This is a genomic window from Ruegeria sp. AB11 (assembly GCF_056536325.1).
In genome coordinates, this window is sequence record NZ_JBQFJO010000001.1 from 3543607 (window position 1) to 3557267 (window position 13661).

Annotated in this window: 13 protein-coding genes and 1 tRNA gene; 10 read left to right on the forward strand and 4 right to left on the reverse strand. The window is 57.5% G+C overall.

All coding sequences use genetic code 11. From position 1 onward, the window contains the following. The first annotated feature begins 115 nt into the window (after positions 1 to 115). Positions 116 to 190: transfer RNA gene (locus ACR3EJ_RS17705), tRNA-Gln, on the forward strand. A gap of 330 nt (positions 191 to 520) precedes the next feature. Beyond that, a complete protein-coding gene (locus ACR3EJ_RS17710) occupies positions 521 to 853 on the forward strand; it encodes a hypothetical protein (protein WP_170543202.1) in 333 nt (110 codons plus the stop codon). Between the two features lie 180 nt (positions 854 to 1033). On the opposite strand, the gene ACR3EJ_RS17715 is transcribed toward ACR3EJ_RS17710, so the two are convergent. The 4 genes from ACR3EJ_RS17715 to ACR3EJ_RS17730 are packed head-to-tail and all read right to left on the reverse strand — an operon-like array spanning position 1034 to position 6152. Then, positions 1034 to 1978, reverse strand: a complete 945-nt coding sequence (locus ACR3EJ_RS17715) for an ABC transporter substrate-binding protein (RefSeq protein WP_170543200.1) — start codon at positions 1976 to 1978, stop codon at positions 1034 to 1036. 48 nt (positions 1979 to 2026) lie between these two features. Continuing rightward, positions 2027 to 3034, reverse strand: a complete 1008-nt coding sequence (locus ACR3EJ_RS17720; protein WP_170543199.1) for an ABC transporter permease — start codon at positions 3032 to 3034, stop codon at positions 2027 to 2029. Next, entirely contained in the window at positions 3031 to 4557 is a 1527-nt protein-coding gene (locus tag ACR3EJ_RS17725; RefSeq protein ID WP_170543197.1) for a sugar ABC transporter ATP-binding protein, read from the reverse strand. Before ACR3EJ_RS17725 ends, ACR3EJ_RS17720 begins: the two co-directional genes overlap by 4 nt. 41 nt (positions 4558 to 4598) lie before the next feature. Next, the gene (locus tag ACR3EJ_RS17730) at positions 4599 to 6152 is read right to left on the reverse strand and encodes an altronate dehydratase family protein (RefSeq protein WP_170543195.1); all 1554 of its coding nucleotides are present in this window, start codon (positions 6150 to 6152) and stop codon (positions 4599 to 4601) included. Between the two features lie 84 nt (positions 6153 to 6236). Between ACR3EJ_RS17730 and ACR3EJ_RS17735 the strand changes: the two genes are divergently transcribed. Genes ACR3EJ_RS17735 through ACR3EJ_RS17770 form a run of 8 tightly spaced genes read left to right on the forward strand, consistent with a single transcriptional unit; the run spans position 6237 to position 13522 of the window. Further along, positions 6237 to 6974, forward strand: coding sequence for a GntR family transcriptional regulator (locus tag ACR3EJ_RS17735; RefSeq protein WP_170543193.1), 738 nt, complete (start codon positions 6237 to 6239; stop codon positions 6972 to 6974). Beyond that, positions 6971 to 8023, forward strand: a complete 1053-nt coding sequence (locus ACR3EJ_RS17740; RefSeq protein WP_170543191.1) for an aldo/keto reductase — start codon at positions 6971 to 6973, stop codon at positions 8021 to 8023. Before ACR3EJ_RS17735 ends, ACR3EJ_RS17740 begins: the two co-directional genes overlap by 4 nt. After that, positions 8013 to 8441 (forward strand): RbsD/FucU domain-containing protein, encoded by a 429-nt coding sequence (locus tag ACR3EJ_RS17745; RefSeq protein ID WP_170476771.1) that lies wholly within the window; start codon positions 8013 to 8015, stop codon positions 8439 to 8441. Before ACR3EJ_RS17740 ends, ACR3EJ_RS17745 begins: the two co-directional genes overlap by 11 nt. Beyond that, positions 8438 to 9268: an amidohydrolase family protein gene (locus ACR3EJ_RS17750; protein WP_170543189.1), complete on the forward strand. Its 831-nt coding sequence runs from the start codon at positions 8438 to 8440 to the stop codon at positions 9266 to 9268. Before ACR3EJ_RS17745 ends, ACR3EJ_RS17750 begins: the two co-directional genes overlap by 4 nt. Before the next feature lies 1 nt (position 9269). Continuing rightward, positions 9270 to 10382 (forward strand): fumarylacetoacetate hydrolase family protein, encoded by a 1113-nt coding sequence (locus tag ACR3EJ_RS17755; RefSeq protein ID WP_170543187.1) that lies wholly within the window; start codon positions 9270 to 9272, stop codon positions 10380 to 10382. Positions 10383 to 10394: 12 nt separating this feature from the next. After that, positions 10395 to 11897 carry an aldehyde dehydrogenase (NADP(+)) gene (locus ACR3EJ_RS17760; RefSeq protein WP_170543185.1) on the forward strand — a complete coding sequence of 501 codons (1503 nt, stop codon included), beginning with the start codon at positions 10395 to 10397 and terminating at the stop codon, positions 11895 to 11897. Positions 11898 to 11905: 8 nt separating this feature from the next. Continuing rightward, complete coding sequence (locus ACR3EJ_RS17765; protein ID WP_170543183.1) at positions 11906 to 12661, forward strand: SDR family oxidoreductase; 756 nt, start codon at positions 11906 to 11908, stop codon at positions 12659 to 12661. Positions 12662 to 12679: 18 nt separating this feature from the next. Continuing rightward, on the forward strand, positions 12680 to 13522 hold the full coding sequence (locus ACR3EJ_RS17770) for a fumarylacetoacetate hydrolase family protein (RefSeq protein ID WP_170543182.1): 843 nt from the start codon (positions 12680 to 12682) through the stop codon (positions 13520 to 13522). Positions 13523 to 13661: the final 139 nt, after the last annotated feature.

Here is a 13661-nt window from a genome sequence, read left to right on the forward strand (position 1 = left end):
CAAGAGCGGTAGACATCACCAAACCGCTGTCAGAAAAATTTGCAGATCGATATGATATTTGTCCAAAAAAGCCCTTGAACCCCGAAAGCAACAGTCGTAGATAGCCGCTCACCGTTGGGGTGTAGCCAAGTGGTAAGGCAGCGGTTTTTGGTACCGTGTATCGTAGGTTCGAATCCTACCACCCCAGCCACATTTTCCAGAAAAGCCAGGAAAATAAGGGGCGACAGAGCCTCCGGAATATCCGATGTCTCACAGCATTCGGAAACTGTGACACTTGCTGTGACACAGCCAGCCAGAAATCGACCCGACGGTCGGCCGCGCAAACCCCGTTACCATACCGGCCCCTACCTCATGCGCCGTGGCCGTATTTTCTATTTCCGAAAACGCCTGCCAAAAAAAACTGTCAAACCAGGTCCCAAACCAGTTTCTCTGCCTGTCGCTGCGAACCGACCTCCCGCTCGACGCTGTGAAGCGCGCAGCCGCGCTGTTCACCGTCCTCGAGCAGATGGAGAAAACACACGTGGACGCACTGACTAAAAATTCGCTGAACCCCGAGACCGCCCAAGCCGCCTTGACTGAGATGCTACGCTCAGCACTTGAGGGCATGCTACAAGAACAAAACCAAGGCACTGCCTTGAGCGCTGGCGAGGACGACCAGAGGATCGAAGCGCTACAGGAAGAAAACCGACGGCTCCGGCACTCCGCAAGGAACAGACAATGGACCGACATCGAGCCTTTGCTGCGCGCCGCCGGAGACCGCGTTTCCCTAAATGTTCCAACGCCGATTTCAAACGATTTGGGCAAACGTGCGACGGCTTTGCAACGTCGGCTCAACATTTCGCTTCCGCCCTGATCGACAACCGGCGCGAATTTGTCATTGATGTGCCAATAAGGACGGCAGCTCAGTCGCAGGCCAGCGCAGCAACCCGAATGCCCCTGCCCCGCACGCCTCGGTATCAGTTCACCGGACGATCTTCAGATGAAACCATCCGGCCCGCCTGAAAGGCAGACCGGACAGTGTGAGTGGTTGCACTTAGTCGTACAGAACGGCCGTGATCTTCGGGTCGTCAATGTTCGAGGCATCGTAGTAGTAGAAGCCTGTATCGATCAGACCTGGAACCTCTTCACCGTTCAAAGCCGCAACCGCTGCCTTCACCGTCTCATAGCCAATGCCCACAGGGTTTTGCGTGATAGCGCCCGCCATCAGACCGCTCTTGATTGCGTCTTTCTGAGCCTTGCCGCTGTCGTAACCGATGATGACCAGACCCTCGGTACCCAGCTCCTGAACGCCATTTACAACACCGATGGCCGAGCCTTCGTTTGTGCCGAAGATCCCATTCAGATCGGGGTTTGCTGTCAGGATCGCCTTGGTGACTTCGGTCGATTTCAAGTGGTCGCCCTGACCGTACTGAACCGTGACAACTTCGATATCCGGGTATTTCTCAGCCATACGGTTCACGAAACCGTCGCGACGATCGATGCCGGTGCGGCTGGTCTGGTCATGCGCGACAACTGCGACTTTGCCTTTGCCACCAATTTTTTCTGCCATTTTGTCGGCTGCAAGCCCGGCTGCTGCCAAGTTATCCGTTGTCGCGGTTGAAAGCGGAATGTCACTGTCAACGCCGCTGTCGAAAGCGATGATCGGAATGCCCTTTTCATTGGCCTGCTTCAAAAGCGGAATTGCAGCTTGGCTATCCAAAGCGGCAAAACCAATGGCTTTGGGGTTGTTGGCCAGAGCGGCAGCCAGCATGTCAATCTGACGGTCGACCATTGTCTCATTATCCGGACCTTCAAATGTGATGGTGACATCAAACTCGTCAGCCGCCTGCTCCGCACCCGACTTCACGGCCTGCCAGAACTGATGCTGGAAGCCTTTGGATACCAGCGGGATATAAATTTCTTCGGCTGCGGCCATCGAGGCAGGTCCTGCCAGGGTGGCTGCGCTCAGCGCACCCAGAATGAAACGACGTGAAAACATGTTATTCTCCTCCAGTTGGTCGTTTTGGTCTTTAATTTAGTTGCTTAGTCATCCCGATTTCTTGCGCCGCGCCATATCGGCATAGACGGCCAGGATGATGATTGCGCCAGTCACAACGGTCTGCCATTCCTGCGCGACGGACAGCACGCGCAAGCCATTGGTCAACACGGCCATGATCAGGGCACCAATCAGCGTGCCCAGAATGGTGCCCCGTCCGCCGGACAAGGACGTGCCGCCGATCACCACGGCGGCGATCGCTTCCAACTCGTAACCCAGTCCCAAGGCCGGTTGTGCAGAATTCAGGCGCGAGGCGATGAGGATACCGGCGATGCCGCAAATCGCGCCAGCAAGCGCGTAAATGCGCATCTTCCACATGTCGGTGTTCACGCCGGACAATCGCACCGCTTCTTCATTTGAGCCAAGCGCAAAGGTGTATCGGCCCAGAACCGTGCGCCCCAGAATGTACGAGGCCACGATGGCCACGAGGAACAGGATCAACACCCCGTTGGGGATGGGTAGCGCTGGGAAAATCTCTCCAATCAGTGACCCGCGCGATATCAGGTCAAAGCCCGGCGTATCGTTGAAGTAGATCGGCCGCGTCCCTGAGATCACCAGCGACAGGCCTTTGAGGATCAACATCATGCCAAGCGTCGCAATGAACGGTGGGATTTTCATCTTGGCGACGAAAGTGCCTGAGCAAAGCCCGCAGAATGCCCCAGCCGCAATGGCTGCAGCGACGCCCAACAATAGTGGCATGCCGAGATATGTCAGGACCACGCCAGCGATCACTGCGCAGAAGGTCATCAGCGTGCCGACCGACAGGTCGATCCCACCCGTAATAATGACCAGCGTAGCCGCGACGGCCAGAACGCCATTCACCGATGTCGCCTGCAGAATGGCGATCATGTTCGATGTCTGCATGAAATTCGGCGACGCAATGGAAAAGCCGATCAGCAGCACGATCAAACTGGCAAAGGCCAACAACTTTTGATACGCGCCACTGTCCGCAAGGCCCGAGAGTGGCTTTTTCTTTTCAATATCGGTTGCTGTTGTCATTGGACTGTCCCTGTTACCTGCATCGCCGCCGCACGTCGCGTGGCCAGATGCATGATGTCTTCTTGAGTGGTGTCTTTGCCGCCGGGCAGAATGCCGGTCAGTCGCCCTTCGCACATCACGGCGATGCGATGGCTGAGGCGCAGGATTTCGGGTAGTTCGGAAGAGATCACGATGATCGTCTTGCCCTGCCCCGCCAGTTCTTCCAACAGCTTGTAGATCTCGGATTTTGCGCCGACGTCGATGCCTCGGGTGGGCTCATCGAAAATCAGAATATCGCAGTCACGTAGCAGCCATTTGGCGATAACAACCTTCTGTTGGTTGCCGCCTGATAGCAGGCGAACCTCCTGCACATCCGATGGTGTTCGAATGCCCAATTGCTGGATGAAGCTTTTGGCGATGTCGCTGAGTTCACCATCGTGCAGAACCCCGCCTGCGCCGGTGAATAGGTCCATCGAGGCAAGCGCGATGTTGTCGCGTACATTCATGCCAGTGGCGAGGCCGAAATGCTTTCGGTCCTCGGACAGGTATCCAATCCCCGCTTTGACGGCGTCAGTGGGTGATTTGATCGACACCACCTGACCATGTACCCGGATTTCGCCGCTATCCTTGGGATCGGCCCCGAAGATAGCACGTGCAACCTCTGTACGGCCTGCGCCCATCAGACCGGCAAAGCCCAGAATTTCGCCCTTTTGGACCGAGAAGCTCACGTCCTGAATTTCGTTACTCCGGCTCAGCCCGGTGACCTGCAGAGACATCTCAGCATCACCCAGATCGGGCACGTCCAGCGGTTCTTCGTTGACCTCGCGGCCGACCATCATGGCGATGATCTGGCTGATCGGGGTTTCGGCGGCCCCTACTGTTCCGACATATTCCCCATCGCGCATAACCGTCACGCGATCTGAGATCTGCTTGAGCTCGTCCATCTTGTGGCTGATGTAAACGATACCCACGCCTTCAGCTTTGAGGCGGCGGATGATCACGAACAGCTCGGCAATCTCGGTATCATTCAGGGCTGCAGTGGGCTCGTCCATGATCAGCACCTTGGACCGAAAGGACAGTGCTTTGGCGATCTCGACCATTTGCTGTTTCGCGATGGTCAGGCTGCCCACCAGCGCCTTGGGATCAAGGTTGAGGTTCATCGAAGCAAAAATATCGGCCGTCTGCGCATTCAGCGCCGCTTCGTCTAAACGACCAAAGCTCTTGCGCGGTTCACGCCCGATAAAGATATTCTGAGCGACAGTCAGGTCGTTCATCAGGCTCAATTCCTGATGGATGATCCCGATGCCCAGATCCTGCGCCTCGCGCGGGGTTGTCGGGCTGACTTCACGCCCTTCGATCTTCAGGATCCCGCCATCGCGCTGATAAATACCCGACAGGATCTTCATCAACGTGCTCTTACCGGCGCCGTTCTCACCCATCAGCGCGTGAACTTCGCCCGGTTCAAGATCGAACTGCACGGATTTCAGCGCGTGCACACCGGGGAAGAACTTATCGATCCCCGTCATTTCGACCAACTTATTCATTTTCCCTCCCATGTGCCCCTTTCCCTTGGGCCCGACGCGGATCACATCACCGCGCCGATTTGCCAGGGGACGAATTCAACGCCCCCAAAGCCAAGTTCCTCGCTTTTGGTCTTTTCTCCCGACGCAACGCGGATGAGCATTTCAAACAGCTCTTCTCCCTTGGCCTCGATGCTGATCCCGTTGGTCACGATGTCACCGCAGTTCAGGTCCATGTCGTCGGCCATGCGCGCAAACATCTCGGAATTGGTGGCCAGCTTGATACAAGGCGTCGGCTGGTACCCCGAAACCGAGCCGCGCCCGGTGGTAAACACGATCAGGTTTGAACCCGACGCCACTTGTCCGGTGACAGAACACGGATCGAATCCCGGGCTGTCCATGAAAACAAAGCCGTGCTTGTCGACCATCTCACCGAATTTGTAGACGTCGCGCAGAGGAGCTGTGCCTCCTTTGGCAACGGCTCCCAGCGATTTTTCCAGAATGGTCGTGAGGCCACCGCGCTTGTTGCCGGGGCTTGGGTTGTTGTCCATCTCACCGCCGTTGCGGGCGGTGTAATCCTCCCACCAGTGAATGCGTTCGATCAGCTTTTCGCCAACCTCGACCGTTTCGGCCCGCCGCGTCAGCAAGTGTTCAGCGCCGTAGATTTCCGAAGTTTCCGACAGGATCGTCGTGCCCCCGTGGCGCACCAGCAGATCCGAGGCATATCCCAAAGCCGGGTTCGCCGTGATCCCTGAATACCCGTCAGAGCCGCCGCATTGCATGCCGACCGTAATGGCACTGATCGAAGCGGGGGCGCGTTCGACCTGATTGGCCAACTCTGCGATGCCACGCAACTCTCCCAGCCCTCGTTCGATGGTGCGCCGGGTTCCGCCCTCGTTCTGAATGGTCATATAGCGCAGGGCACCGTCAGCGCGGATTGGTCGTCCGCCGACAAGGTCTGCGACCTGCATGACCTCGCACCCCAGACCAATCAGCAGGATACCCCCGAAATTCGGATGCTGGGCGTACCCGGACAGGGTTCGAAACAGGGTGGCATAACCCTCATCCTTGCCAGACATTCCGCAGCCGGTCCCGTGCACAATCGGCACCACACCGTCCAAATTTGGGAAGCTGTCCAGCAGCCCGGATTTTTCTGCCGCCTCAGCGATAAAACGAGCCACGGACCCCGAACAATTAACGGTGGTTAGAATTCCGATGTAGTTTCGGGTACCCACCTTGCCGTCGGTACGATGGTATCCATCGAAAGTCCGCTCTTCAGTAAGAGTGGGTAGTGGCGCGTTCGCGCTGGCATGTGCGTAGTCCTGCTGATGCGCCCCCATTCCGAGGTTGTGAACGTGGATATGTTCGCCCGGCGCGATATCGCATTTGGCCTGTCCAATGATCTGGCCATAGCGAACAACGTTTTCGCCAGTCTTGATGGGTGACACCGCAATTTTGTGACCGCGGGAAACAGGTGCAGCCAAGGGCACCGGAACATGCGCCGGTTGTTCGCCCGCCTGCAGGTCGCGCAAAGCAATGACGATATTGTCCTGCGGATTAAGCTTCACGACGTCGCGCGTCGCCTTTTCCAAAACATCTATGCCGCCGTGTGCTTGCATCTCTTCCCCGCTTGCTTGGCCAATGTTGCTAAATCCAATATCGCCACTTGTCAACTAACATGTTAGAATGCTAAATTGCCAAGCATGAGCAAACACCAAGATATTGATGCCGCGCTGCTGCCCGAGATCACGACTATCGAAGGGCCGCTGACTCAACGGGTTCACTACTCATTAAAGCAGGCGATTCTCTCGCTTGATTTCCCACCCGGAGCGAATCTCCGGAAAGCTCCCGTATGCGAACGATTGGGCGTATCTCGCGCGCCTGTTGCCGACGCCATCGCGCGTCTGGCCTCTGAAGGGCTGGTGGATGTAGTGCCGCAATCCGGCACCCGCGTGTCTTACTTTTCGATGGACGAAATCCGCGAAGGTGCTTTCCTGCGCGAGGCGCTTGAGCTTGCAACTGTTGCGAAGGTTGCGCGCGATCTGACCGACGATCAGCGCAAGCGATTGAGCCGCAACATGCGCCTGCAGGAACTGTTGATCGAGGATGAGGACATCCCCGGCTTTTATCTGGCAGACGAAGAATTCCACGGTCTGCTGATGGAGTTTACCGGCTTCCGCCGCCTCGCGGATGTCGCCCAGACCGTTTCATTGCAAGTCAGCCGCGCCCGAATGCTGTTGCTGCCCACCCCTGGCCGGATCGCTGAAACATTGGCGGAGCACAGGGCCATTTTCGAAGCGATCAGCAATCGCAACGAACAGGCTGCGCAGGACGCTATGCGTACTCACCTTGGGCAGTTGATGCCGCGCATCGAACAACTTGAAAAGCAAAACCCCGAATTGTTCAACTTCACCCCACAGCTGAATAGCGAGGCAGGATGACCGTGTCCCAGACAGAACTACTGAACAACCGGACCAAACGGCCCGTTCCCCTGACCCGCATGGGGTTCGGCGGGGCACCGTTGGGCAATCTGTACCGCAAAGTCTCGGACGAGGATGCGCAGGCTGCATTGCAAGCCGCCTATGACGCAGGCATCCGTTTTTTCGACACCGCGCCGCAATACGGGCTTGGCCGGTCAGAGCATCGGTTTGGGCAGGCGATCGGTCGGTTCGGTCGCGAGAACATTCAGCTTTCGACCAAGATTGGTCGCCTGTTGCTGGATTGCGAACCGCATGAGGTGACCCCTGAAGCCTTCGTCGATGTACCGCAGAAAAGAATCGTCTTCGACTATACCTATGACGGGGTGATGCGATCTTACGAGGCCAGCCGCGACAGGATCGGTGTGGCGAACTCTGACATTCTTCTGGTCCATGATGTCTGTGTCTTCAGTCAAGGCAGTCAAGAGGTTTCGGACGCCAAGGTACGCGAGCTTTTTGATGGCGGGGGTTACAAGGCTATGATCGAATTGCGCGATGCGGGTGAAATCGCTGCAATTGGGGCGGGCGTAAACGAATGGCAGGTTTGCGAAAGGCTTCTTGGGCTGGGGGATTTCGACGGGTTCCTGCTGGCCGGACGCTATACGCTGCTGGAGCAGGAAGCGCTCGACAGTTTCCTGCCACTTTGTGAGCAGCGCGATGTCGGGATCATCCTTGGGGGGCCTTACAATTCAGGTATTCTCGCCACCGGAGCTGTACCCGGCGCCAAGTACAATTATGCAGACGCACCAGAAGACATTTTGGAACGGGTCCGTAAGATCGAAGCGGTTTGCGCGGCCCACAACACTCCGCTGATTGCGGCGGCGCTGCAATTTCTTCTGGGTCATCCCTGCGTCAAAACAGTGGTGCCCGGGGCCGTCAACGCATCCGAGGTGCAGTCCAATGTAGCATTGATGGAGCGCGACATTCCTCTGGGTCTGTGGTCGGACCTGCGATCCGAAGGCCTGATCCGACTCGACGCGCCTCTGCCAAGTGAGGCTGCAGATGCTGCGTAACATCAACCCGATCCTGTCGCCGGAGCTTCTGTATACCCTCAGGGCGATGGGCCACGGGGATGAAATCGTCATCGCAGATGCAAACTTCCCAGGCACCAGCAGCGGGCCGGGCTGCATCCGGGCGGATGGGTCTTCAGCCAGTGAAGTGTTGCAAGCTGTGTTGTCGGTGATGCCGTTGGACACATTCGTTTCTGATCCGGCGTTGACCATGCAGGTTGTCGGCGACCCAGAGGCAGTTCCAGACGCCGTCGCGGACTTTCAGCGCATCATTGACTCCACTGCCGACAACCCCGCCAAGGCGCAGGGCTTAGAAAGGTTTGCATTCTACGACCGTGCTGCCAACGCTTTTGCTATCGTTCAGACCGGCGAACGCAGGCTTTATGGCAACATCATCCTGAAAAAGGGTGTGATCGAATGAGGATCGACGCACATCAGCATTTCTGGGATTTGGCGCGTGGCGACTATGGCTGGCTGACGCCCGATCTGGAGACGATCTACCGGGATTTCACACCGGACGATCTAATACCCCTGCTTAAGGCTGCCGGAATCGATGGCACGGTCCTTGTCCAGGCGGCACCCACCGTGGCTGAGACCGAATACATGCTCTCGCTGGCCGACCAGAATGCGTTCATCAAAGGTGTTGTCGGCTGGGTTGATTTTGAGGCCGATGATGTTGGCGCACAGATTTCTGCGTTAGACGCCCATCCGGCACTGGTCGGTCTTCGCCCGATGATACAGGATATCGCTGACCCTCTGTGGATGCTCGGCGACACGCTGCCTCCAGCTTTCGAGGCTGTTCAACGGCATGACCTGACATTCGATGCATTGACCTTGCCCCAACACTTGGGCCCGCTCAGACAACTTCTGGGGCGCCACCCCGATATGCGTGTGGTCATCGACCATGGATCGAAACCATTTATCAAAGACGCGATCTTGGGCGGCTGGTCCGAAGACATGTCGACATTGGCCCGAGAGACCAGTGCGTGGTGCAAGCTGTCCGGTCTTGCGACTGAGGCAGCCGCTCACTGGTCGATCGAAGACCTTCGCCCCTATGTGGATCACCTGCTGAACACTTTCGGCCCGTCGCGTTTGATCTGGGGCAGCGATTGGCCGGTTTGCACTTTGGCCAGCAGCTACGAACGCTGGTGTGAAAGCACCGACGCTCTGCTGAACCAGCTGAGCAACGCAGAACGTCAGGCGATCATGGGTGGGAATGCCGCCCGCGCCTATAACCTCAGGGATTGAAATGACCATACATACATTGGAACCAAACGGGCTGTGGCTCGGCCGTGTCGAGCGTGCCGGGGTTGGACCCAGCGTGGTAACCCTGCGCAATGGGCAGGTTGTCGATATTACATCAAAAACGGCACCAACAGTCCGGGACATCCTGGAACGCGAAGACGCAACGGAATACGTGCTCAACGCCCAAGGGGAAGATATTGGCCTATCGGACGCCGCCCACCAATGGCTTGCGCCGTGCGATCTGCAGGCGGTTAAGGCCTGCGGGGTCACATTTGCCGGTTCCATGGTCGAGCGCGCGATCGAGGAACAGGCCGCAGGCGATCCTGCCAAGGCCGATGCGATCCGGGCGCGCATCGGGGACCGGATCGGCGACAGCCTCACGAACATCGTGCCGGGATCGAACGCGGCCGCAGAGGTCAAAGAAACACTGATCACCGAAGGTCTCTGGAGCCAGTATCTGGAAGTCGGGATCGGACCCGATGCCGAGGTGTTTTCAAAGGCGCAAGTCCTTTCATCCGTTGGTTTCGGCGCAGATATCGGGCTGCACCCGATCTCAACCTGGAACAACCCCGAGCCCGAAGTTGTTCTTGCCGTGACCTCAAGTGGCCAAATCAAGGGCGCAACGCTAGGCAACGATGTGAACCTGCGCGATGTCGAGGGGCGTTCGGCTCTGTTACTGAGCAAAGCCAAGGACAATAACGCCTCCTGCGCAATCGGACCGATGATCCGGTTGTTCGATGATGTGTTTACACTGGACGATGTACGCCAGGCTGAACTGACGCTGACCGTCACCGGACCAGATGGATTTATCCTGAACGGCAGCTCATCGATGTCTCAGATCAGTCGTGATCCTGCCGATCTTGTGAAGCAGACAATCGGACGCCACCACCAATATCCTGACGGCCTGATGCTATTTCTTGGCACGCTCTTCGCCCCCACCCAGGACCGGGATACCCTAGGCGGTGGATTCACACACAAACTTGGCGACGTCGTCACCATCGCCAATGCACAACTTGGGGCACTTACAAACACAGTGCGCCTGTCGACGGAATGCCCTGAGTGGACGTTTGGGGCGTCACACCTGATGCGAAACCTCGCCCATCGCGGCCTGCTGTAAGTGAGAACGAATATGTTGACTGGAAAACACCTGATCGCCGGCGAATGGGTCGGCGCAGATGCGACTTTTGCATCCGATCCTGCGCATGGACCAAGCCATAACTTTTTTGTGGGGACAGCGACATTGGTCGATAACGCAGTAGAAGCGGCCGAGGCAGCGTTTGCCACTTTCGGGTGGTCCTCGCGCGCCGAGCGCGCCACGCTGCTGCGTAAAATCGCGGAAGAGATTGACGCGCGCGGGGATGACATCACTGAGATTGGCACTCAGGAAACCGGCTTGCCCGAGGCGCGCCTGCAGGGGGAACGTGGCCGTACGGTCGGCCAGCTGCGCCTCTTTGCCGATCACATCGAAGCGGGTGATTATCTGGACATGCGCTACGACCCGGCTATACCGGATCGCGCACCCCTGCCCCGCCCCAACTTGCGCATGATCCAGCGCCCGCTGGGTCCCATTGCGGTGTTCGGCGCGTCAAATTTCCCGTTGGCTTTCTCGGTTGCCGGGGGCGATACCGCGGCGGCACTGGCCGCGGGATGTCCCGTCGTCGTCAAAGGCCATTCGGCCCATCCCGGCACGGGCGAGATCGTGGCGCAGGCCATCGATGCCGCCATCAAGGCGACTGGAACTCATCCCGGAGTTTTTTCACTGGTCCAGGGCGGCAAACGGGACGTGGGCACGCGTCTGGTGCAACATTCTCTGATCCGGGCGGTGGGTTTTACCGGCAGTCTGGCGGGCGGGCGGGCCCTATTTGACCTGTGCGCGCAGCGGGACGAACCCATTCCGTTCTTTGGCGAGCTGGGCTCGGTCAATCCAATGTTTATCTTGCCGCAAGCTGCAGCCACGCGCGGGGCTGAGATTGGCGCGGGCTGGGCGACTTCGCTAACGATGGGCACCGGTCAGTTCTGCACCAATCCCGGCATTACCGTGATCATTGACGGACCCAACGCCGATGCATTTCAGGCGGCAGCTGAGGTCGGCCTATCCGCCGTAGCCGAACAGACTATGCTGACCGATGGGATTGCGGCGGCGTATCGGGACGGCGTTTCGCGCGTCGCCGCGGGAACAGGTGTTTCCAAGATCATGGGCACCAGTTGCGAGACACGCGATGCCGCGCCTTACCTGTTCGCAGTTTCCGGCGATGACTGGCTGGCCGATCACAAGCTGCAGGAAGAGGTTTTCGGACCGTTGGGTATTATCGTTCGCGTGAAAGACGCCTCACAAATGCAACAGATCGCGCGCGCCATCGAAGGGCAGCTAACCTGTACCCTGCATCTGGACGCACGCGACAAACCAGAGGCTCAGGCGCTGCTTCCGCTGCTTGAACGAAAGGCGGGGCGCCTACTGGCCAACAGTTTCCCGACCGGCGTTGAAGTGTGCGACAGCATGGTTCACGGCGGTCCCTACCCCGCCTCAACCAACTTTGGCGCAACATCCGTGGGCACATTGTCGATCCGCCGTTTCTTGCGGCCGGTTTGCTATCAGGACATTCCAACCGACCTTTTGCCCGAGAAACTGTGAGGCAACCAATGACGACATTCGAACCATCCAACCGGCTTGCGGGCAAAACCGCTCTGATCACAGCTGCCGGGCAAGGCATTGGCCGAGCAACCGCTGAATTGTTTGTAGCCGAAGGCGCACGCGTGATCGCCAGCGACATCAACGATGTTTCGCTTGCAGAATTAGGCGGTATCGCGGGTATCGAGCCGCTCAAGCTGGACGTAACAGACAATGAGGCTGTGACCGCCGCTGTGGTCGACCTGCCGAAACTGGACGTTCTGTTTAACTGTGCGGGCTATGTTGCGGGAGGCTCAATCCTTGAGTGCAGCGAAAACGACTGGGACTTCAGTTTCGGCCTCAACGTCAAAGCCATGTTCAGACTGATCCGCCTGACCCTTCCGGGAATGCTGGAAGCAGGCGGTGGATCAATCATCAACATGTCGTCGGTCGCATCATCCATGAAGGGCGTGCCGAACCGATTTGCATATTGCGCATCAAAGGCAGCGGTCATTGGCCTGACCAAATCCGTCGCGGCCGATTTCGTAACTCAAGGCATCCGATGCAACGCGATTTGTCCCGGAACCGTCGACAGCCCCAGCTTGCATGACAGGCTGCGCGCCACTGGTGACTATGAACAAGCAATGACAGATTTCATTGCCCGTCAACCGATGGGTCGTATTGGTACAACGGAAGAAATCGCAGAACTGGCTCTGTATTTGGCCAGTGATGCAAGCAAATTCACATCGGGTCAGCCTTTTGCCATTGATGGCGGCTGGACGATCTGAGCAGGAAGGAACCTTACAATGAAACTGCTACGTTATGGCGCCAAGGGCGCTGAAAAACCCGGTATTTTGTCGTCGGACGGCTCAGTTCGTGACCTTTCCGGTGTTGTCGATGACATCTCGGGCGACACGCTTGGAGACGCCGTTCTTGAGAAACTGCGGGCAACAGATGTGGACAGCCTGCCAGTGGTAGATGGAGATCAACGCATTGGTCCTTGCGTTGGCAATGTCGGAAAATTCATCTGCATAGGCCTGAACTATGCGGATCACGCGGCGGAAAGCGGCATGGACCTACCTGCTGAGCCAGTGATTTTCTTCAAAGCCACCTCGGCCATCATCGGTCCCAACGACACGGTCGAAATCCCGCGCGGGTCGGTCAAAACCGACTGGGAGGTAGAGCTCGGCGTTGTCATAGGCAAAGAGGCCAAATACGTATCTGAGGCCGAAGCCATGGATCATGTCGCCGGATATTGCGTAGTAAACGACCTGTCAGAGCGTGACTTTCAACTTCACCGCTCGGGCCAATGGGTCAAGGGAAAGTCCGCCGATACGTTTGGCCCAATCGGCCCCTGGCTGGTGACAAGAGACGAGGTTCCAGACCCGCAAAACCTGCCCATGTATCTTAAGGTAAACGGGCACCGCTATCAGGATGGGTCAACCAAAACGATGCATTTTGGGGTGGCAACCGTCATATCGCATCTGTCGCAGTTTATGTCGCTGCAACCCGGGGACGTGATTTCGACAGGAACACCGCCTGGCGTGGGTATGGGGCAAGAACCTCAGACTTATCTGAAGCCAGGCGATACAATGGAACTGGGGATTGAGGGGCTGGGCGTACAGCGACAGGATGTCATCGCTGGATAGTGGAACCTCAGCCATTGCCCGATGTATCTCGACGCCACAGGTTACGGCAGCGACAACCGAAGTAAATTCGACAAGAGCACCATTCCGCGTCAACTTGACGAGTCGCCCTTGATGTTTTGCAATTGCGGGATCCAAATCT